Annotated in this window: 22 protein-coding genes; 14 read left to right on the top strand and 8 right to left on the bottom strand. The window is 58.9% G+C overall.

The annotated features are described in order from the left end of the window. Positions 1 to 538: 538 nt before the first annotated feature. The 5 genes from N2599_RS36025 to N2599_RS36005 form a co-directional block, all read right to left on the bottom strand. The gene (locus N2599_RS36025) at positions 539 to 913 is read right to left on the bottom strand and encodes a c-type cytochrome (RefSeq protein WP_245209266.1); all 375 of its coding nucleotides are present in this window, start codon (positions 911 to 913) and stop codon (positions 539 to 541) included. A gap of 283 nt (positions 914 to 1,196) precedes the next feature. Further along, positions 1,197 to 2,105 carry a LysR family transcriptional regulator gene (locus N2599_RS36020; RefSeq protein ID WP_027511231.1) on the bottom strand — a complete coding sequence of 303 codons (909 nt, stop codon included), beginning with the start codon at positions 2,103 to 2,105 and terminating at the stop codon, positions 1,197 to 1,199. Between the two features lie 31 nt (positions 2,106 to 2,136). After that, complete coding sequence (locus N2599_RS36015; protein ID WP_167333919.1) at positions 2,137 to 2,496, bottom strand: alpha/beta hydrolase; 360 nt, start codon at positions 2,494 to 2,496, stop codon at positions 2,137 to 2,139. 271 nt (positions 2,497 to 2,767) lie between these two features. Next, positions 2,768 to 3,781, bottom strand: coding sequence for a VOC family protein (locus N2599_RS36010; RefSeq protein ID WP_051336649.1), 1,014 nt, complete (start codon positions 3,779 to 3,781; stop codon positions 2,768 to 2,770). Positions 3,782 to 3,809: 28 nt separating this feature from the next. Continuing rightward, positions 3,810 to 3,944, bottom strand: coding sequence for a hypothetical protein (locus N2599_RS36005; RefSeq protein WP_260308626.1), 135 nt, complete (start codon positions 3,942 to 3,944; stop codon positions 3,810 to 3,812). Here N2599_RS36005 and N2599_RS36000 point away from each other — a divergent pair. From N2599_RS36000 to N2599_RS35975, 6 genes are all read left to right on the top strand, one after another. Continuing rightward, on the top strand, positions 3,934 to 4,677 hold the full coding sequence (locus tag N2599_RS36000) for a GntR family transcriptional regulator (protein WP_051336650.1): 744 nt from the start codon (positions 3,934 to 3,936) through the stop codon (positions 4,675 to 4,677). The genes N2599_RS36005 and N2599_RS36000 overlap by 11 nt on opposite strands. A gap of 12 nt (positions 4,678 to 4,689) precedes the next feature. Beyond that, positions 4,690 to 5,547 (top strand): fumarylacetoacetate hydrolase family protein, encoded by an 858-nt coding sequence (locus N2599_RS35995; RefSeq protein ID WP_027511232.1) that lies wholly within the window; start codon positions 4,690 to 4,692, stop codon positions 5,545 to 5,547. Between the two features lie 393 nt (positions 5,548 to 5,940). Beyond that, positions 5,941 to 7,077, top strand: coding sequence for an acyl-CoA dehydrogenase family protein (locus tag N2599_RS35990; protein ID WP_167333920.1), 1,137 nt, complete (start codon positions 5,941 to 5,943; stop codon positions 7,075 to 7,077). Between the two features lie 10 nt (positions 7,078 to 7,087). Continuing rightward, the gene (locus tag N2599_RS35985; protein ID WP_051336651.1) at positions 7,088 to 7,621 is read left to right on the top strand and encodes a flavin reductase family protein; all 534 of its coding nucleotides are present in this window, start codon (positions 7,088 to 7,090) and stop codon (positions 7,619 to 7,621) included. 178 nt (positions 7,622 to 7,799) lie between these two features. Further along, complete coding sequence (locus tag N2599_RS35980) at positions 7,800 to 8,894, top strand: NAD(P)-dependent alcohol dehydrogenase (protein WP_027511234.1); 1,095 nt, start codon at positions 7,800 to 7,802, stop codon at positions 8,892 to 8,894. Between the two features lie 324 nt (positions 8,895 to 9,218). After that, on the top strand, positions 9,219 to 10,190 hold the full coding sequence (locus N2599_RS35975; RefSeq protein WP_027511235.1) for a SphA family protein: 972 nt from the start codon (positions 9,219 to 9,221) through the stop codon (positions 10,188 to 10,190). On the opposite strand, the gene N2599_RS35970 is transcribed toward N2599_RS35975, so the two are convergent. Further along, positions 10,152 to 10,400, bottom strand: a complete 249-nt coding sequence (locus N2599_RS35970; RefSeq protein WP_132568678.1) for a hypothetical protein — start codon at positions 10,398 to 10,400, stop codon at positions 10,152 to 10,154. The two genes, N2599_RS35975 and N2599_RS35970, sit on opposite strands and share 39 nt — an antisense overlap. A gap of 176 nt (positions 10,401 to 10,576) precedes the next feature. Further along, on the bottom strand, positions 10,577 to 11,230 hold the full coding sequence (locus N2599_RS35965) for a TetR/AcrR family transcriptional regulator (RefSeq protein ID WP_027511236.1): 654 nt from the start codon (positions 11,228 to 11,230) through the stop codon (positions 10,577 to 10,579). Between the two features lie 212 nt (positions 11,231 to 11,442). Between N2599_RS35965 and N2599_RS35960 the strand changes: the two genes are divergently transcribed. The 8 genes from N2599_RS35960 to N2599_RS35925 all read left to right on the top strand — a co-directional run bounded on the left by N2599_RS35960 (position 11,443) and on the right by N2599_RS35925 (position 20,032). Next, positions 11,443 to 11,583 carry a hypothetical protein gene (locus N2599_RS35960; RefSeq protein WP_156915302.1) on the top strand — a complete coding sequence of 47 codons (141 nt, stop codon included), beginning with the start codon at positions 11,443 to 11,445 and terminating at the stop codon, positions 11,581 to 11,583. 200 nt (positions 11,584 to 11,783) lie between these two features. After that, complete coding sequence (locus N2599_RS35955; protein ID WP_051336652.1) at positions 11,784 to 13,133, top strand: aromatic ring-hydroxylating oxygenase subunit alpha; 1,350 nt, start codon at positions 11,784 to 11,786, stop codon at positions 13,131 to 13,133. A 10-nt stretch (positions 13,134 to 13,143) separates the two neighbouring features. Further along, a complete protein-coding gene (locus N2599_RS35950; RefSeq protein WP_027511239.1) occupies positions 13,144 to 13,644 on the top strand; it encodes an aromatic-ring-hydroxylating dioxygenase subunit beta in 501 nt (166 codons plus the stop codon). A 200-nt stretch (positions 13,645 to 13,844) separates the two neighbouring features. Beyond that, positions 13,845 to 15,275, top strand: a complete 1,431-nt coding sequence (locus tag N2599_RS35945) for an MFS transporter (protein WP_156915303.1) — start codon at positions 13,845 to 13,847, stop codon at positions 15,273 to 15,275. 80 nt (positions 15,276 to 15,355) lie between these two features. Beyond that, positions 15,356 to 16,234: an alpha/beta hydrolase gene (locus N2599_RS35940; protein WP_051336653.1), complete on the top strand. Its 879-nt coding sequence runs from the start codon at positions 15,356 to 15,358 to the stop codon at positions 16,232 to 16,234. Positions 16,235 to 16,378: 144 nt separating this feature from the next. Then, positions 16,379 to 16,828: a (2Fe-2S)-binding protein gene (locus N2599_RS35935; protein ID WP_027511242.1), complete on the top strand. Its 450-nt coding sequence runs from the start codon at positions 16,379 to 16,381 to the stop codon at positions 16,826 to 16,828. 2 nt (positions 16,829 to 16,830) lie between these two features. Beyond that, a complete protein-coding gene (locus N2599_RS35930; protein WP_027511243.1) occupies positions 16,831 to 19,107 on the top strand; it encodes a xanthine dehydrogenase family protein molybdopterin-binding subunit in 2,277 nt (758 codons plus the stop codon). A gap of 259 nt (positions 19,108 to 19,366) precedes the next feature. Continuing rightward, positions 19,367 to 20,032, top strand: a complete 666-nt coding sequence (locus N2599_RS35925; protein ID WP_027511244.1) for a TetR/AcrR family transcriptional regulator — start codon at positions 19,367 to 19,369, stop codon at positions 20,030 to 20,032. A 241-nt stretch (positions 20,033 to 20,273) separates the two neighbouring features. Here N2599_RS35925 and N2599_RS35920 read toward each other — a convergent pair whose 3' ends face one another. Next, positions 20,274 to 20,891, bottom strand: a complete 618-nt coding sequence (locus tag N2599_RS35920) for a TetR/AcrR family transcriptional regulator (RefSeq protein ID WP_027511245.1) — start codon at positions 20,889 to 20,891, stop codon at positions 20,274 to 20,276. Between the last annotated feature and the right edge of the window lie 29 nt (positions 20,892 to 20,920).

Below are 20,920 nucleotides of genomic sequence, written 5' to 3'. Positions count from 1 at the left end.
TAAGGCCATCTATGCAGCGGGCGGGTGTCACAGCAAACATCCCGATCACTCCGCCGCTTTCGACTGCGCAAGGGCACGCTCGCGCCGACGGCTTCGCCAGCACGCCGCATGTTCACGGTGATCGCCGACGCCTAGGCAGGTCCTAATGAAGGACGAGATGATCCGGCCTGGCCCGTGTGAGCACGCGGCCAAGAGCGTAGGCACTCAATTCCCGCTGCTCTTCGAAAACAAGCCTGCACGGTGGACTTTGGGTGAAAACGATGCACAGGAACGCCTCGTCAAGCACACGGCAATGGCCGAGTCCGCGACGGTCTCGCTTCCTCCGCCGAGATCGACGAACGATACGTCCAGAAACAGCTCGGTCATCTCTGCTTCAGACTCACGCGATGCCGCGCGACTCTCACTGGCATGGATTCCACGTCTTTGATGTGTCGCGTGCCGCCGGTATGGACCTCGTGACTTCATCAGCCTTTTAAGGCCCACAGAGCGTGTCAGTTTTGCCAGGTCCGGTGGTCCAGCCCGAGAGAACAAGTTCACGTCAATAGAGGGTTTTGAGGTAGGATATGACGTCCTTCCGATCTTGTAGATCCGGGATGCGAGTAACCATCGTAGTGCCGGGAACGAGCTTCTTCGGCTCGCTCAAATACTCTTCAAGGGTCTCCTCTGTCCAAATGATTTCCGATTCAATCAACGCTTTAGAGAAGCGCGCGTTTCCGATAGTTGCGGCCGTGCGCCCAACAACGCCGGCCAGCGTTGGACCGATCTTACGGGTTCCATCAGTTGAGTGACAGGCACTGCAGCGGGCAAAGAGCTTCTCCCCTCGAGCCACATCCCCTTCGGCTTGAGCAACCGCGGGACGCAGCACTAACGTAAAGAGCAGCACTATTGACGGGCGTAGTATATTCATCGACATGATCATTCCTCCCTCGTTTTGCTTAAGCTTCCAGGCGCCGTGCGACTCCGTATGGTTACGCTTCGTGCCAGACATTGTTTCCACAGAGATACTGGCTGTGGAAATTAGGCGGTAGCGCCGCCATCGCGCCGCGATTTGAAGGGCGCCGTACTCCGTTTCCCAAGAAGAGCTTCTGGCCAGTCTTGCGCCTGCCAAACATATCCTGGAGCTTCCGGTGAAAACCTGATCACCTGTAACGCTCCAAGCCGCCATAGCCGCTGAAGCTGATGCGTGTAAACCGGGCTTACCCCAGTTCGGCCTGGTAAATCTCCTTCAAAATCGAAACGAACGTGCGCGTGAGGCGCGTGTGCTGACCTATGCGGATGGTTCCGATCGGCCGGTGCTCCTGCTTGATCGGAAAGGCGATCCTGACAAGTTTCCCGTTCGCCAGCTTCGGATCGACATGATGCGTTTGAAATGCCGAGAGAAACTGGGAATTCTGCGTGATCGCGCGCCGCAAGGGGATCATGTCGACCTCGATGGCAACGTCGGGGCCTGGCGTCCCGGATTCTTCGAATACTGAGGTGATTAGACGAGTGATCGACACATCCGGCGGCCCCAGAACCCATCTGGAGCCGGCGATATCCTTGATCGACGGCGACGGATTATTCACCAGAGGATGGGAGGAGCTTGCGAAAACGGCCACCTCCTCTTCGGCAAGGACATCCTGCACCAACCCGTCCGCCTCCGACCCCTTGAGAATGTAGTAGAGCACGATGTCGAGGTTATCCTGCTGCAATCCCGCCAGCATCTCCGCTGCGGAGCCAAACCGAAGCTCGATGCGGAATTCGGGATGCTTTTCCACCAGGCGCACCACGCTTTTGCAGAAGGGAAGCAGCGGGTGAACCATGACCACACCCACCCTGAGAAGTTGGGCGGACGTATCCTGATGCAATTTGATGGCGGTTTCGGTCTTGCCGACCTGTTTCTTTATGTCGGTGGCATGCGTGAAGACCAATTCTCCGAATGCGGTCAGTTCGACGCCCTTCGGAGTTCTGGTGACAAGCGCGCCTCCAAGCCGCGCTTCCAACTGCTGGAGCGTTCGGGTCAGGGACGACTGCGATACGTTGAGCCCATGGGCGGCGCGGTTGATGCTCCCAAGTTCCACGATGGAATGGAACGTCATCAGGCCGTTCAGAGTTACCCAATGCATGTCGCCGTTTCCCCAGGCCAAACGATCTGGCTCATCCTGCTCTTCCCAGCAGCCATTCCCGTATCGCCTCCTCATCCGCCCGAACCGGCCGGTGCCCCGCCTCCACCATCTCCAGGCTGACATCGGCACCGGCAAGCGCCAGGTGGGCCGCGAGTTTGAGGCTTTCGTCCGGCCGCACCGTTTCGTCCAGGGAGCCCGCAACGATAAGGACAGCCGCGCCATCGGTCCTTGCCGAAGGGACATCCTCGAAGGGAATAGCTGGCCGAAGCGGGATCGCCGCATCGAAGGGCGCATTTCCACGGTAGAGACAAGCCATCAGGATATTCGCTCCGTTCGACAGGCCAAGAACGAGCGGCGGCTGCACGGCGTCCTTAGAAATAAATCTACGCATGAAATCGTTGAGACGGCTGCCCTGTCACGCAAATCCTCTTCGTCGAACAATCCGGGGCCGACCCGCTTGAAGAAGCGGCGCTTGCCATCTTCCCCGACCTGCCCTCTGATGCCCGCAACGGTCATATCCGGAGCGACCGTCGGGGCAAGCGGAACGAGTTCGCTCTCGCCTCCCCCGGTCTTGTGAAGGAGGAGCAGCGGCCGGCCTCCCAAGGCCTGAGCGCAGAAGGTCCGGTATTCGAATCCTTCCAGTTCCAGAAGGGTGGACATGGTTATTCCGGCATCTTGAGTGGGCGGCTTGCTAGAAAATCCTCAAGGTTGCGAAGTTTAGCGGCCGCCCCCTTGCCCTGAATTTCCACGCCCTCGAACTTCGAGGCCTCGTAAAGCCAGCTTTTCGGCGCCGGGAATTCCCATGAATGCCTGTTGCCGCGATGCCAGCGCATCGGCACATCCTCCGCATCGCCCATCTGGATCGGCGGCGTCAGGATTTCCACACGATGATCGTCGGGATCGCGGAAATAGACATAAAGCGCATGTCCCTCTCCATGCCGCGCCGGTCCACGCTCGAGATTGCCCGAAAAGCCGAGCGCGCCGGCCGTATCCAGGGCGCGAAACAGGAAGGTCGAATCCGCGACGACGTAGGCGAAGTGGTGAAGAACCGGTCCCGGCCGCGTCAGAAAGACGATATCGTGCGGATTGTTCTTCCGATACATGAAGATGCCGAGAGGCTCCTCATCTTCTTCCAGGTCGACGAAATAGTCGGAAATGCGAAAGCCAAGCGCGGTGTAGAACGCGCTTGCCTTTGCCACGTCGGGCGCCAGAAGCTGCACATGATCGTAGCGTAGCGCAGCGGCCCCTTTCTGCAGTTGGAACTGGTCGTGCAGACGTTGCTGGACAGGCATGGTGGCGCAGAATTCAAGCGGCGATCCGACGCTGTCGCTGACATGGAGCGTACGGCCCTGATGCGGCAGGTCGACAAATTCGGGCCGATGTCCGAGATGCGAAAAATTGCCGAAGGCGCGGTCGAGATCAGCATCGCTTTCGACCCGGAAACCCAGGCGGCGACAGCTTGGCTCGCCCTTCGTCTGGACCAACGTCAGGCTGTGATGCGCGCTTTCCTCCACGCCTCTGAGATGAGCGACGCCATCACCCGTCGCCGAAACCACGAGCCCGATGACCTCGGTGTAAAAAGCTAGGCTCACCTCCAGGTCTGCGACTGTCAGCGAGATATGGCTTGCTCTTCGGATGGAAAAAGCAGGGGTCGGATTTGTGATCGGCACACTCATTGACAGGCGCTCCTTTTGCGCGCTTTGCCTATATCGATTTTTGTTCCATTGCAACAGTTTTACCCATAAACGTATCTTTATCGATATTTTGTTGACAGCGCATGACTTGGATGAATATAGCTTCTTCATAATCTGAAAACGGAGTATCGGCCGTGGCAGGCATTGCAAAATCTCCCGAAGAGAAGAGTGCGCCACTTTCGCAAACGACCGTTGTGTTTGAGCAAATTCGCAGCGACATTCTGCATGGCGCACTGGAACCCGGTTCGAAGTTGAAGATCGAACTGCTTCTCGAGCGATACGGCACGGGCGCGACGCCGGTGCGCGAAGCCTTGTCGATTCTTTCGACCACCGGCCTCGTCGAGCGCGTGGAAAATCGCGGCTTCCGGGTCGCGGTCGTCAGCCCCGAGCATTATGCGGAAATATTGTGGACCCGTTGTTTCGTCGAGGAGCGCGCGGTCCGCGAGGCGGTGCTCCACGGCGACGTGGCGTGGGAGGAAAAGATCGTCCTCGCCCAGTTTCACCTGCAACGGGAGGCGGCGCGGTTGGATAAAAAGGATGACGGTTCACTACGTCAGTGGGAAGCCGCCCATTTCGAATTTCATGCGGCGCTGATTTCGGCCTGCCCGTCGAAGCCGCTGCTGCGCTTTTGCGAGCAGCTTTACAACGAGAGCAACCGGTATCGCTATATCGCGCGGTTGGCGCGCGGGCCGAGAACTGGGGCAGTGGAGGAGCACAAGCGGGTCGCCGACGCCGCGCTGGATCGCAATGGTGATCTGGCGGGAAGCCTTCTCGTGGAACACTACCGCCGCACTGGCGAGCTTCTGAAAGCAAAACTGGCAGGCTTCGATCCGAAGGCGGGCATGAGGCCGGCGCTTAAAGTCACCGAACAGGGATAGGATGGAAGAAAAATGAGAATCTGCCGTTTTGACGACAACCGTATCGGGGTTGTGGACGGAGACGAAATCGCCGATGTTTCGGCGGTTCTGGAGCAGTTGCCGACGGTTAGGTGGCCCTATCCACGCGGCGATGCGTTGATTGCGAACTTGCCGATCCTCATACCGGAAATGAAGAAGCTGCTGCCGTCCGCCGAGCGCGTGAAAGTGGCCGACGTCAAGCTGCGCAGTCCAGTCGCGCAGCCCGGGAAAATCATCGCGGCGCCGGTCAACTACAAGCTTCATCTTGAAGAGTCCCGAGCCGATCAAGGCATCCATTTCGGCACCCAAGTCAAGACCATCCAGGAATGCGGCGTCTTCCTGAAGGCGACAAGCTCGATGATCGGGCCGGCGGATGCCGTGGTCTCCGACCGCACGGATCGCCGTACGGACCATGAGATCGAACTTTGTTTCGTCATCGGCAAGACGGCGCGCCACGTCAGCGAGGCGGATGCGCTGGATTATATCGCCGGCTTCATGATCGGTCTCGACATGACCATTCGCGGGCCGGAAGAGCGGAGCTACCGCAAGTCGCGCGACACATTCTCCGTCTTCGGCCCCTGGCTCGTTACATCGGACGAATTCGGCGACCCCTCTGCTGTGGACTTCGAATTGAAGGTGAGTGGCCAAACGCGCCAGAAGGCGAACACGCGCGATCTCATTTTCGATTGCCGTAAGCTCATCGCTTACGCTTCGGAGGCCTACACCTTGGAGCCGGGCGACATCTTCATGACCGGTACGCCGGAAGGTGTCGCGCCGATCGAGCCCGGCGACATCATGAATTGCCGCATTGACGGCATCGGCGAAATGAACGTCGCGGTGCGCGCCGCCTGATTTTGGAGCAAGTCCAACCGGAGTGAAACGAGAACCGACAAGACTATGGCTTGCAAACAAGTCGTTAGGGCGCCGACCCGATTGAACCAGGTCGGCGCCCTAATCCTAATGTTCAACGCCTGCCTGTCGCTGATTGTTCAACCGCGGCAGGAAAGCGCCCAGTGACGGGCCTGTAGCCACTACCGCCGGCCTCTTCCGCCGCCACCGTCACGCCTGTTGGCGTTCTTCGAATGCGCTCACGCCAGTTCCTGTCCCGCATAACGGTATCGCAAAGGAGCATAAAGCAATCGGCGGGCCGGCTGCTATGGTCGGTTCAGTCGGAGGATTTTCATGAAGAAGACGGCGTCAATAACTTCTATTTCGCAACCCAGGGCGCGCGATTTGAAAATCGCGATGCAGTCGATCGCGAAGTCCGCAGGCGAGAGGGCCGCGCAGACAGACCGGGACCGGGTCGTTTCGGCCGAGGTCGTTTCCGCTATGCGGGATGCCGGCCTTTTCAGGGCGCTTCAGCCTGCCCGTTGGGGCGGCGCCGAAATAGACAATGCGGAATGGCTCGACCTGATCGTCGAACTGGCCCGGGAATGTGGATCATCTGCGTGGGTATACAGCGTCCTGTCCGCTCACGCGACGGCGATCGCCTGTTTCCCCGTCGAAGCGCAGACGGAAATCTGGACTGAATATCCGCTGGCGGTCGCTTCCTCGGCAGTGGCGCCGACGGCGATCGCCCGCCGGGTCGACGGCGGCTTCGCCGTCAGCGGTAAGTGGAGTTTTTCCAGCGGCTGCGACTATGCTCAATGGGCTCTCGCCGGCGCGCGCGTCGAGAATGGCGAAGGCGAGGCGCCGGGGATGATTTTCACATTGATCCCGTTCAAGGACATCCGGATCGAGGACGATTGGCATGTTGTGGGACTGCGCGGCACGGGCAGCAAATCCATTCATGTCGCCGACGTCTTCGTGCCCGAATACCGGACCCTACCTTTCCGTCAGCTGATGGACGGCAACGCGATTGGGGCGCTGGATTATGAAACCCCATACTACCGTTCACCGCGGCATGCCTGGGCGCCGTCGGGGCTGGCCGCGGTTGGCGTCGGAATCGCGCTCGGCTTCGTCGGCAAGTTCACTGCCTATGTGCGGGACCGCAAGATTCTCAATGGTGCGACCATGGGCGATCTGGACACGATCCAGCTGAAGATTTCGGAATCGGCGGCAGAGGCCGAAGCCGCCCTTCGCGTCCTGAAGGCAAACACCGCGGAGGCCATGGCCGAGGTTGCCGCGACTGGCACGCTGACCATCGAGACCCGCGCCCGTTGCCGCCGTGACCAGGCTTTTGCGACGCGGCTCAGCATGGTCGCGGTCGATCGGCTCTATACCGCAGCCGGCGCCTACGCCATCTACGAAGGCAACAGCATGCAGCAGGCGTTCCGCGACATGCACGCGGTGGCCGGGCAGATCGTGTTGAACTTCGACGCGGCGGGCAAATCATTCAGCAGGGTTATGATGGGCCGGGTGCCTGACGACATGCTGCTCTAGGGAGGAAGCGATGGACCATAGTGCCGGACAACAGGACTTTGCAGAATGCAGCCGGGACGATTTCCGGATGGCCATGCGTAAGCTCATCGGGGGCGTCGCGCTTATCTGCACCCACAGCGACAACCGTCCGTATGGCATGACGGCGACGGCCGTATGTTCCGTTTCCGCGGACCCGCCTACGCTGCTGGTCTGTCTCAATAGAAAGGGGAGCACCTGTTCCGCGGTGAGCGAGAGCGGCGCATTTTCGGTAAATCTGCTAGGTCCGGAAAATGTCGAACTTGCCAGCACATTCGCGAGCGCACCGGCTGATCTTCAGGATCGCTTTTCGGTGGGCGAATGGACCATGCTGAAAACCGGTGCTCCGATCCTACAGAACAGCTCCGCCAGCTTCGATTGCGAGGTCGTCGAGGAATTGGACAGCGGCTCTCACCGCATCTTTATCGGTCAGGTGCGTGCCGTTTCTCGATCGCAGGACGACAAGGCGCTGGGATATTTTGCCGGTGGCTTCGTCATCCCCGCGCAGCTCTTGCAGGCCCCCGCCTGACTTTTCGGCCCCCCCTAGGACGGGCTTCGCACCGTCTGCAGGCCGCTGAAAGGCGGCAAACAGGGTGGATTTGAACAATGGCCGGCTTTTGGCGCCGGCGAGGCGGCAGTGGGAAGTTTCATGAAATGAGGAGGAGCGCCGACCGACTTTGCCGGTTCAGCGCAATGGGAGGTAATTCGTGCAGATAACGGCCGCGATTTCGCGAGAAAATGAATCTGCCCCGCAGCTTGAAACGGTGGAGCTCGGCGAACATTTGGTCGACGAGGTGAAGGTGAAGGTGGTCGCGACGGGCATCTGTCATTCAGATCTGATGTTTCACGGTCCCTTCGGCGCTCGTTTCGCCACCAAGCCAATGGTGCTCGGCCACGAGGGCGCCGGCATTGTCGAAGCCGTCGGCCCCGGCGTGCATGGGCTGAAGGTCGGAGATCACGTCATTCTCAGTGGGAATTCCTGCGGCCACTGCGCAAGCTGTCACACGGGCCGCACGGTCTATTGCGATCATATGGTCGAGCTCTGCTGGTGCGGCTGCCGCGCCGACGGCTCGTCTCCGATTAGCCAAGGCGGGACACCCGTGTCGGGGGTGTTTTTCGGGCAATCTTCGTTTGCGACACATGTCGTCGCCTCCGAACGGACGGCTGTCAAGGTGCCGAAGGACGTACCACTGCATCTGTGCGGCCCGCTGGGCTGCGGCATGGCCACCGGCGCAGGCTCGGTGTTGGAGGCGCTTGCCGTTCGGCCCGGCCAATCCATCGCGATTTTCGGCACCGGCGCCGTGGGTCTTTCGGCGGTGATGGCCGCGAAGATCGCCGGAGCGTCGAGGATCGCCGCGGTCGATGTCAACAAGGAACGGCTCGAACTGGCGCGGGAAGTCGGCGCGACCGACATCGTGCTCTCGGACGGCCGCGCCGGTGATGCCCTAAAACGGCTTGAGCCGCACGGCTTCCATTTCAGTTTCATTACAGCCTCGCCACCGGCGGTATTCGATGCGGCGACGGCATGCCTTGCCGTTGAGGGTACGGCCGGCTTCGTAATTTTTCCAAGTGCGCCCTGGGTGCCGAACATGCAGGAATTGATGACGGGCGGGCGCAAGCTCCAGGGCATCATCGGTGGCTTCAGCAATCCTAAGGTCGGAATCCCGCTGCTCATAGACTACTGGCGCAAGGGACTGTTTCCGTTTGAAAAGCTGCTCACCGAATTCCGCTTCGATCAGATCGCCGACGCTTTCGAGCAATATCGCACTGGTAAGGTCATCAAGCCGATCCTGAACATGTGAGGACAGCGATCGTTCAATGCTTACAGCGGGGACATGGCGCCTGGAATGGTTCGATCCAGCGTCCCACGTTTCAAGACCATACGCATGAACTTTTATAGCCGGCTAGACGTCTTCCCGAATCCATGAACCGGGAGCCGTTTTCGTCCATGCGGCGGGGAGGCATGCGGACGACACGCAAGGGCGAGGAAGTCTTCGGGGCAGAGCAAACTATCCGATCAATTTCTGCTGGAGCATCGCAAGAGCGATCCAGCGCGGCTTGAGCCGTAACTTCTCCGTCGCGGAAACTTCGGAGAAGGAAAGGCCACCACACAGACGAAATAGAGAATGAACGCCACTTGGGGGGAATACATGATGAAGTTGAGAGTTCTTGCTAGCATTCTGGCCATTTCTTGTTCTTTCGCGGCGAATACCGTCGCAACGTCTGCCTATGCAGCGGAGAGTGGCGCGCTGCCGTATCAACCGGGTTCGAGCGGCGATTTCATCGGCGTGCTTCCGTATATACCCGGGCTCTTCATGCAAGAGAACCTATCGTATTCGAACAGCTATGCCCTGGTTGGCGACGACGGAAAAACAATTCCAGGCAGCGATCTGGACCTGAATGTCACCACCAGTACGTCGCGCTTTCTGTTTTCCTGGGGATCTATCGGCGATCTCCATCTTTACAGTCAGATTATTGTCCCCGTTGTGCATGGCGACACGACCGTGAAATTTGGGGGCTTTACTGCGGCAGACGGGAGTAAAACGGGATTCGGCAATATCTTCTTCGGGCCAATCATTGGGAAATACGACTTTGATGAATATAACTCGATAACATTCGGATATGATTACGCCAGTAAGCTGGGAAATTATAGCGCCACGGACGCTTTCAGCCCCGCGGTGGGTTACGCGTCCCACCAACCGACTTTCGGTTTCACCCACGCCGGGAAAGATGGATTCTATTTCGCGGCCCTCGCTCGTGGGATCTTCAACGAAACAAATGACACCACGCACTACAGGACCGGAAATGCGATTAACGTGGACTTTCGTTCGGGATGGCAGTCCGGCAACTGGAGGGCTGGTGTCGTCGGCGGCTTCTACGACCAGTTCCAGTCGGATAGCGGCGACGGTGCAGTGAATGGCAAGACGCGTTTGTTGTCCATCGGTCCGTCCATCTCCTACGATTTCGGCGGGCCTATCTTGAACTTCAACTTCAGAACAACCCCCATTGCCCGGAATACCACCAAATCGAATTCCTTTTGGGTCAGCCTGGCGGTCCCGCTATGGATGCCGAAACCGCCGAGCGAAGCGGATAGGTAACGTCGCCTTGTACGCACCAAGCGGCGGAAAAGTGTCGGAGTAACCATCAGGTGGCGTGCCAAAAAGCGATTTAAGGCCGGACAGCGGAAGCTGCAACGCACGGTTCGCAATGTTCAGCGGCAGTTCCATGATTGCGGCGACGAAGGATGGTGTTGGAAATCCGACCGTGATGTGAGGAAATGGCAGTGTCGCGCCGGTGGTTTGACCCATCACGCCCTCGCCCGCTGTCGGGCGGGGGGATCAGAATTCCAGCTGAATCTTGGTGACTTTGTGCCGGGCGATGCTCAGGGCACACCGATAAAGCCTCGACATGACGCAGGCCAATGGAGGTCGCATAGGATGTTGTAGTCATCCCCGGCCGTGTCACTGAAAAACTCGAGGCGACTCTACCGGCCAACCAGGCCTCGCATGGAAAATGCGACGAGTTCCTCGATCATTCCTGTCGGATCATCGGTCTTGCAGAGTCCGCCCGACAGACGCCACAGGCGGTTTGCGCCCAGCGCATCGGAGGTCAGTTGCAGAAGTCCGCCCAAGACCATGTAGTAGCGCCAGCACACCTGCTCATATGGCATATCCGGCATGGCGCGCGCGATGGCGTCGATGAAGCGCCTTGCGACTGCGTCGCTTTGTTCGGAAAGCTTGTTGTCCAGAAACGGTCGTTCGACCGAATAGGCCTGAAACATCAGACGGGGAAGATAGGTTACGATGCCCTTCTTACCGATGGAGTTGGTGATCGCCGGCTCGATCATCGCCCGCAGAACCAGCTCCACATCCAAGGGGCCGTCTCCGGTCTGCTCTTCCACCCGATCGAGAAGCTCCATGCGCTTTTCCTGAAGCGGACCCAACAGCATCTCGAAAATCTCGTGGATGAGCTGTTCCTTGGAGCCGAAATGATAGGTGACAGCGCCGAGATTGACGCCTGCCGCACCGGTGATGTCGCGTATGGAAACCGCATCGAGGCCGCGTTCCGCAAAAAGACGAATGGAGACGTCCAATATTTCTTGCTTGGCATTGGGTTTCTGGATCTTTCGGCGATTCATAATGCGCTCGGTCCTTTTTGACAAAAAAGGTCTACCTTCGCTGAATCCGGTTGACAAGAAACTATACCAGCATATACACAAATCATACAAACGTATGAATGTTGTTTGTGCACGGCGGAAAACTGCCGGCTCCTTCGGGCGGGAAGGCAGCCGATACAAGTCCAAGCTGAACGTTGGCGCAGCGGGAGTGCGCCTTGGAGGAGAAAATCATAATGCCGAATTTTCATCATGCCGGACCCGCGGCCGTGCCAGCATCAATGGCGTCGCTCGACTGTCGTAGCGGGCATGCCTTCATGATCGTCACCGTGGATCTCGAGCCGTTCACGGCTTCCGCTAAGCCGTCGACGAGCTGAATGTTTGTGCCGGGACGCGCCCGCGTCAACGGTCGGCGATGACGGGCGATTTCCGCTAGAATCTCGAAAAGGCCTCCGCGAAACAGACGGAGTTTCGCGTTGGCCGCTGCCGGCTGTCTGCGCAGCCGACGCGGCTCGAATTGCAGCCGAGCGCCACATCCGGCGCTCACAAAACAAATCATCCCTGGAGGAGTGAAATTATGGACACAAAGGTCTCAACACCGAGAAGCTACGATTCACAATACGATCTTGATGTCGGCGATCTGGTCGAGAAGGAGCGCATTCACCGGCGCGTTTTCGCCGATCAGGATGTGTTCGAGCAGGAAATGGACCAGATCTTCGGCAAGTCCTGGATCTATGTCGGACATGAAAGCCAAGTTCCCAACCCCGGCGACTATTTCTCGACCCAGGTCGGACGTCAGCCGGTGGTCATGACGCGCCACAAGAATGGCGAGATCTATGTCCTCGAAAACCGCTGCCCGCACAAGGGCGCGCTCGTCTGTCCCGACCGAAACGGCACCGCGAAGCACTTCATGTGCATGTATCACGGCTGGCGCTTCGACGGCGACGGCTCGCTCATTTCCGTTCCGGTGCAATCCGGCTACGACGGAACCGAATTCAATGTGAAGGATCCGAAGAACGGGATGCGCCAGTTGCCGCGCGTGCATAATCACCACGGGTTCGTCTTCGCATCGCTTTCCCCGGAAGGTCTGGATTTCAAGACATGGGCCGGCGAAGGGCTGCGTGGTCTCGACAACCTCATCGACCGCTCGCCGAGCGGCGAATTGGAGGTCATCGGCAATTGCTACCGCACCGTCCAGAACAGCAACTGGAAGATCTTCCTCGACAACATGAGCGACGGCATGCACACCTCGTTCGTGCATCACCAGATGGCGCGGGCCGCCCAGCGCACGCTAGAGAAGTTCAAGGGCCGCGCCCGTCCGGGCGGCCTCGACGTGGCGGCGATGCTTGCCGGCGAGCCGGACCAGATGGCGAAGATCGATCTCGTCGCCCATCCGCACGGACATTTCGATATGGCGGCATTCGCGCCCGAACTGACGGGCGAAGACGGGGAACACTACAAGGCCGCCCTGATCGCCCGGCACGGCGCCGACAAGGCGGCCGCGGTGCTGAAGCAGAATTTCCATAATGTGATGATGTTCCCGACGTTGGTGATGCAGCAGTCGCTTCAGCAGATGCGCGTCCTGCGTCCGATTTCCGTCGATAAGACCGCACTGGAGATTTGGGTGTTCCGCTTCAAGGGCGCTCCGGACAGCTTCACGCGTCGCGCGATCACCGGCGGCAACCTCGCCAACTCCCCGTCGAATGTCGTCGCGGCGGACGATTTCGAAGCCTATTTCCGCGTTCATCAGGGTCTCAAGGGGCCACAGTCGGAATGGATCAGTCTGCATCGCGAGGCCAATCGCGACGTCCAGGTCGGAGAGGGCAGCTTCAAGGGCGCCACCGGCAATTCCGAGGTCTGCATGCGCAACATGTACAAGGCATGGCGCGAATATATGACCGCCGAAACGACCCGTCGCGAAATTTGAGGAAGAATTTATGTTGAATAGACCCAAAGACGTAACCGTCACCCGGGCCGAGGCGGAAGATTTCATCTTCCAGCAGGCCGAGTTCATCGATGCTCGTGACTATGAATCTTGGCTGAGCCTCTTCACAGACGACGGGACTTACTGGATCCCCGCGACGCCGCACGACTCCGACCCCGAGATGCAGCTGTCATTCATGTATGACGACCTGCCGACGATGGTTGCCCGCTGCGAGCGTCTGCTGGCATTCGGAACCGCAGGGCAGCAGCCGATCACGCGCAGCAGCCATGTCGTCGGAAATGTCCGCTTGGGCGAGCCCGATAGCAATGGCGACATTGTCGTACACTCCCGCTTTCATGTCACCCAATTCCGTCGCGATGTGCTGAAGACATATGTAGGTGGCTTCACACATCACCTTGTCAGTACGGACGAGGGCTTCAAAATCCGCAGACAGCGCGTGGACCTCATCGATTGCGACGGACTCCACGACACGATCCTTCAAATCTATCTCTAAAAGAAAGCCGCCCGGAGCATGCCGGGCGGCCATACATGCAAGCCGACATGCAGCAGGCCGCGCCTTGAGGGGGATGGCCTCAAGGAACCAACGATGCAGACTCGCGTGAGTTGGGTAACGCCCCTTTGGTAATGCAGGCATGGCATTCATAAACGTCGAGGTCGCTACTACGGGTCCGATATTAAAGAGACGGAAGAGCCGTGGCGGCGTCAGATGCGCAGCTGGAAAAAAGGGAGAGGACTGTGGCAGGAGCAAGCGATGTGGACGGCCCGTTGGACATGGCCAAACCGGGTGGACTGATGATCCTTGTATGGATCCTCTGCGGCCTAGTGTTTTTTTTGGACGGTTACGATCTGACCGTCATTACATTTATTGCCCCCGAACTGGTAAAGGAATTCGGGTTCGATAAATCCGCGCTTGGGCCCGTTTTTGTCTCGAGCCTGGTCGGCTTTGCGCTTGCCGGACCCTTACTCGGTTTGGTCGGCGATCGTTACGGTCGCAAGCTGACGATCGTCGGAAGCTGCCTCGCTTTTGGTCTCGGGACGCTCGCGATGTTGTGGGCGACGACGATATCGCAAATGATCCTCTGTCGCTTCGTGATCGGTGTCGGTCTGGGCGGCGCGATGCCAACGGCGGCTGCAATGGTCGCGGAATTCGCCCCGAAGAAGTCGCGCAACAGGATATTGGCGCTTGCTGCCAGCTGCGTTCCGCTTGGCGCGATGGCTCCCGGCGTGATGACAGCTGTCTTGGTGCCGACCTACGGCTGGCACATTCTGGCCATCATTGGAGGCGTAGGTCCTATCATCCTGGCAGCTGTGCTATTGCTGACGATGCCGGAATCGGTCAAATACTTGGCAAACAACCCGAAAAAACACGGCGAACTGAAGTCGCTGCTCAAGCGGCTCGATGCAAGCCCCGACTGGGTTCCGCGCCTTGAAAACCAGCTAACGGAAAAAAGTGATGGCCGCTCTGTCGGACGTCTGTTCGACGGCGGAAAGGGTCCTATGACCCTGATGCTTTGGCTGGCCTTCTTTTCCACCGGGATGGCGCTTTTCCTGATCATCAGCTGGCTTCCGCTCGTGCTGCAAAGCCTCAACTACAGCATTCAGGAAGCCGGTAAGTTTTCGGCGATATTTGCTGGCGCCGGTATTCTTGGCGGCATCGTAATCGCCCTGCTGGTTTCGCGTGTCGGGGTCTTGCTGCTGCCGATACTGTTTGTCATCGCAATCCCCTTCCTGCTTGCGTTCTCTTGGTATGATCTTCCACAAGCGGGAATTGTCCTGTGCGTCCTGATACCAGGGATGTCCGTGGGTGCGCTGCAGGTCGGTTGTTCGACCATCGCCGGGCTTTTTTATCCGACTAGGGTTCGGGCGGCCGGCATTGGGTGGGGTCTCGGTGCGGGGCGCCTCGGCTCAATCGTCGGCCCGATGATCGGCAGTGCCATACTAACACTTGAACTGCCTGCGAAGGACATGATCGCTTTCGCGGCCATTCCCATGGCCATCGGAACAATCGGTTCCATTTTTCTTGTCGTGTTGTGCAAGCAGCGCTTTGGTAGCCTGCACGTCAATGAATCGTCCGATCCCCAGGCGACGATTGTGCCGACGGCGGAGTTGACTGCCGTCAAATGACCGACAGCACTCGCCATGTTTGCGGGTGCTGCCAGCCCATTGTATCTAATCGGAAACAGCGCACGGCAAGGAGATTGGGTGTGGATACCGCAACGATAACAACGGAAGACGCAGGAGTGGTCGTCCGCAAAGGAATCCCCTATGCGCGACATGGTAATGTAGAGTTGCGGGGCGACCTGTACCTGCCCGCCGGCGACGGACCGTTTCCGGTCGTGGTTGCGGCCCCTGGCGGCGGGTGGCGTCTTTGCGATCCAAGAGCAGCCAAGGTCTGGGGACCGTTTCTTGCCATGAACGGTATCGCATTGTTCGGCTTTAACTATCGTGTCGCAGACAAGACGAAGATGTTTCCGGAGGCAGTCTGTGATGTGGTCAGTGCTATACAGTTTGTCCGCGGCGCTGCTGACGAACTTGGAATCGACCCTGCCCGAATAGCAATGCTCGGTTCGTCCGCAGGTGCCCATGTGGGAGCGTTGGCGACGCTTGGCGGGGATTCTCCGCATTTCCGGAATGCGCAGCCGGCCAATGACTTCTCGAGCGCTGATGCAAGCGTCAAGACCTTTGCCGGCATTTACGGCGTCTATGATCTGTTTGCGCTGTGGCAGCAGGAAATTGCCGATATCACCGACCCGAAGGAACGGCGCTCCGAGTGCCTGATCGGTGCGCCACCTTTCGCGAACCGGCAGAGCTACTTCGATGCATCCCCGATAAGTTATGTCCGATATGCGGTGAACACGATCCCGATGTTCATCGCATATGGAACTGCGGATGAAACCGTGAACCCGCAGTTTCAGACAATACCTTTCATCGGGGCGCTCAAGCAGGCCGGCTTCATGGTCCGGGATTTCCCTGTGATCGGCGCCGGCCATTTCTGGTTCGGCGAAGAACCGATCGACGACCCGCGCGGCTACACGGGTTACATCGCTCCGCGGCTTTTGCGTTTCTTCAAGCAGTTCCTTTGAGTGACGAATTGCAGCACCGGAATGCCGGCCGGGCGGTTGAAACGGCCGCTTGGCGCTCCGGTGGAAGATGGAGCGACGCTGCGAGACGAGGACCATCGATAATCGCGAAGGACAGCATCTGCGTCGTGGTGAGAGGAGAATGTTATGCAAATCACAGTCAATGGAACCAAGCATGATGTGGACGCGGAACCGGATATGCCCCTGCTTTGGGCGCTGCGTGATCTCCTGAACATCAAGGGCCCGAAATTCGGCTGCGGGGTCGGTGCCTGCGGTGCGTGTACCGTCCTGATCGATGGTGAGCCGGTAAGATCGTGCTCTCATCCCGTATCTGCCGTCGAAGGGAGCGTAACCACCATCGAAGGACTGGCGCCGGGCGGGCTGCACGCCGTGCAGCATGCATGGATCGATCACAACGTGCCCCAATGCGGCTATTGCCAGTCAGGCCAGATCATGGCCGCCGTCGCCTTGCTGAACACGAACAGCAACCCCAGCGAGGCGGACATTGACGATGCCATGACGAACCTGTGTCGCTGTGGAACCTATCCCAAAATCAAGGCTGCGATCCTCGCCGCGGCCAAGCATGTGAAGGCTTGAACATGGGCCGCGTTGCAAAGATCGCTCGTCGAACCTTCCTCGGGCTTGGCGTCGCCGCCGCGGGCGGGCTGGCCGTCGGCTACTACATGTACAAGCGCCCCTACAGCAATCCGCTTGAAGAAGACCTTCCAGCGGAAGAGGCTGCGTTCACGCCCTATATCAGGATCGGCAAGGAAAGCGGCATCACCATCATCGCGCCGCGCGCCGAGATGGGCCAGGGCATCCATACGACACTGGCGGCGCTAGTGGCCGAGGAACTCGATGTCGGCATGGATCAGATCAAGGTCGAACATGGATTGCCTGGGAAAGCCTATTATAATCAGGCGATGTTCAATCAGGTCGCTGCCTTTCCGTGGTTTGACGACGGGCTGAAGGCGACGGCGACGCGCGAGATGATGCGCGTCATGTCGAAATTCATCGCCATGCAGGCAACCGGCGGCTCAAGCTCAACCATCGACGGCTACGAGAAGATGCGCCGGGCCGGCGCGGCAGCCCGCGAAGTGCTGAAGGCTGCGGCGGCCAAGCGTTGGAATGTCGACGTCTCGAAGCTGGAAACCGAGGCTGGAAAAGTCATTCATCCGGATGGCAGGACACTCGAATATACCGAACTGGCAACCGATGCCGCAAAGCTGGAAATTCCTTCAAGCGTTGAACTGCGATCTTCATTGGATTGGAAAATCCTGGGTAAGCCGCAACGCCGGGTCGATATACGCAAAATGGTGACCGGCGCGCCGATCTTCGGTATCGACGTTCAACTGCCCGATATGATCTACGGCACTGTACGTATGTCGCCGCGCATGGGCGCGAAGGCCGTCAAATTCGACGATGCACCTGCCCTGGCCATTAAGGGCGTGAGGAAGGTCGTTCAGATCGACACCGCCGTCGGCTCGGGTTTCGGCATCATCGCCGACAACACCTGGGCCGCGTTTCAGGGTGCAAAGGCTCTGGAGGTCGAGTGGGGTGAGGCTCCCTATCCTGCCGATGACGCCGGGATCGAAACCCTCTACAGGGATGCGCTGGCGCGCGCACCAGACTGGATCCGAGACGAGGCCGGCGACGTGGATAAGGCATTCGCGGATGCCGAGCCCGCAACCGTTGTCGAAGCGGAATACGAAGTGCCCTTCCTGGCGCATGCCACCATGGAGCCGATGAGCGCAACCGCACAATTCCGGGATGGAAAACTCACCATATGGACGGGCACGCAGATGCCCGGCGTCGACGCACAGGTCGCCGCCAAGTTTCTCGGCATCGAGACGGAGGATGTCACTGTTCATGTTACCCGTCTGGGCGGCAGCTTCGGTCGACGTGCCGGAGACCCCGCGCTTTATGCGGCAGCTCTTGCGCCCGCAGCGGAAGGCCGGCCGGTGAAAGTCACCTGGAGCAGGGAAGAGGACATGCAACACGGCTTTTACCGCCCGCGCGCGCTCGCGAAACTCAGGGCGATCGTGCAGCCGGGCAAATCGCCGGAAACCATCGATGTCAGCATTGCCGCACCATCGGTCATGGCAGGGCTTTTCGGGCGTTTCGCACCCGAAACACCTCTTCCCGCCGAGGACGAACAGACGCTGGAGGGAATGGCCGGGCAGCCCAATGTGTGGGCGAACAGTCGTTTTGCCGCACACAATATGAAGACGGCCATCCAGGTCGGGCTCTTGCGCTCGGTCGGCGGATCGTACAACGGCTTCTTCCACGAAGGCTTTATGGACGAACTTGCCGAAAAGGCGGGGCTCGACCCGATCGATATGCGCATTTCCATGATGAGCGCCGCGGAACACAGACCCGCAAGACTGGTCATGGAAAAGCTGCGCGACGTATCCAATTGGGGGCGCGCACTGCCGCCAGGTCATGGAAAGGGTGTCGGTTTCACGCTTTCATATGGGAGCTGGGTCGGCGAGGTCGTTGAAGTTGCTGTGACAGATGGCGATATCCGCATCGTCAAGGTCTGGTGTGTTGCAGACCCGGGCCATGTCTTGGATCCCGCCATCTATTCCGATCAGATGATGTCAGGCATCATTTTCGGACTTTCGACCGCCATGGGTCAGGCAATCACGTTCGAGGACGGGCGCGTCCAGCAGGAAAATTTCTACGACTTCGACGCCATTCGCATGGCCCAATGCCCGGAAATTGAAGTCCATCTCCTGGAAAACTCCCCTCGGATCGGCGGAGCGGGAGAATGTGGCGTCCCGCCGTCGATTCCGGCACTGGCAAACGCAATTCATGCGGTGACGGGAAAGCGGCTGCGCAAGACGCCGTTCAACCTTGCCGTGAGCTTCGCGTGATGAACGCCTGCTGACAGGCCGCTAGAGGTCTTCAAGCGGCCATCGGTTCTCCAGGACTGTCGGCGGTGCCCGACGGTCGCCGGTCGGCGGTAAGCTGGCGATGCCATTTTTTAAAAGGTGGTCCGGCTGTTGATTATGGGATGGCCCGCCCTTTCGAGGCATCGAATATGATGTCTCGTCATTGAAGGAGGAGGAACTGATCCGTGATGTTTTCGATTTTGGGCATCGACATAGGAAAGACTTCTACGGAGTTCGAAAAATGTTGATACCGGGTCTTGAAGCCGACCTAGCCCATGTCCCTGGCACACGCTCGGAGCGCAAGCAGACCGCTATCGTCGGCGCCGCGGCCGAAGTCTTTCTCAGCACTGGCTATGCCGGAGCCAGCATGGACGCAATCGTCAGCCGATCTGGCGTATCCAAGCAGACGGTCTACAAGCACTTCTCAAGCAAGGAGGCGCTGTTTGTCGCGGTGATGAGTCAGATGACGGGCGAGGCAGATACTGCCGTTCGCATAGGCCTCCCCAAAGTGGAAGACCGCGCTCAGCTCAAAGCCTATCTCCTCGCCTATGCCGTTCGGCAGCTCACCATCGTCCTCATGCCCGGGCTGATGCAGTTGCGCCGGCTTGTGATTGCGGAGGCGCAGAGGTTCCCGGAGCTAGCCAAGGTGCTTTACGCGCGGGGCTCTGCAAGGGAGCTTGAGGTCTTGGCTAGCGCCTTCGAACAATTGGCCGACGAGAACCTGCTGCAGTTCTCCGACGCAACGGTCGCCGCGTCGCAGTTCAACTGGCTAGTGATGGCGGACCCGGTTAACCGGGTGATGATGCTGGGAGGCGAGGCGATTCCGACCCAGCAGGAGATTCGGCGGCACGCCGAGGCGGCCATCGCCACATTCCTTGCCGCATTCCTGCATCCAGACCAGCGATGAAGTGGAGCATGCCCAAGCGCCAGTGTCAGCTTTGGCGTCGTTTTCCGGCTGGCTGCTTTCACATCGTGCGGTTCCTGCTCTGTCGGACGAGGGTGCGACCGACCTTCCCAAAAGCACATTTTACTACCGGAAGTAGGCCAGAGCCATTCGCCGCCATAGCGGCTTAGTTCAATCCCGAATCCGGTTACGTGCGACACGCTTTAGGCCGGTTGCGCGGCATGTTCGGCACCACCCGCCTCCCCTAGCCCGTCAGCCCTTTCAGCACCATTCTCAGGTGCTCATCACGAAAGGAACGTCGATCCATGGTATGGCGATCATCGAAAATGAGCCGGATGATTATCATTGCCAGCGCGGGCGCCATAATGACATCAGCAAACTCGGCGGGTTTTTGAGGGAACTCCTTCGCCGCTGCCCCCTCGTCCAAGATTTCCTGAATCTTCTTCAGGATGGGCGCGATGAACTCCCGATGATGCCGATCGATCAGATCCGGAAATCTTGCCCCTTCAGCTATAACGAATCTCAGCAGCTCCCTGGTCTTCCGGTTATCGACAAGCTGACCATAGAGAAGTTCCAGGAATTGCTGCAGCCTTTCGGCTGACCGTCCCTTCAGGGTCACGGATGTCTCCAACACCTCTTTGAATGGTGTCGAAATATGCTGGATCATTGCTTCAAAGAGCTTCTCCTTGGTCTCGAAGTAAACATAAACCGTGCCTTTGGTGACGCCAACCCTGTCGGCGACATCCTCTACCCTGGCTGCCGAATAGCCGTTCTTGACGAATTCCTCGAACGCCGCCTCAAGGATTTGCAGCGGTCGCAGTGTCTTCTGTTCAGCGCGTGTCAGTTTCTTTTCTTCGGGCATTTTTACTTCCTCCACGAGTTGGCGTGGTC

Origin of the sequence: Rhizobium sullae, from assembly GCF_025200715.1 — a bacterium.
Taxonomy (GTDB): Bacteria; Pseudomonadota; Alphaproteobacteria; order Rhizobiales; family Rhizobiaceae; genus Rhizobium; species Rhizobium sullae.
The sequence above is the reverse complement of the archived record's forward strand: the minus strand, read 5'-3'. Positions and strand labels throughout refer to the sequence as shown.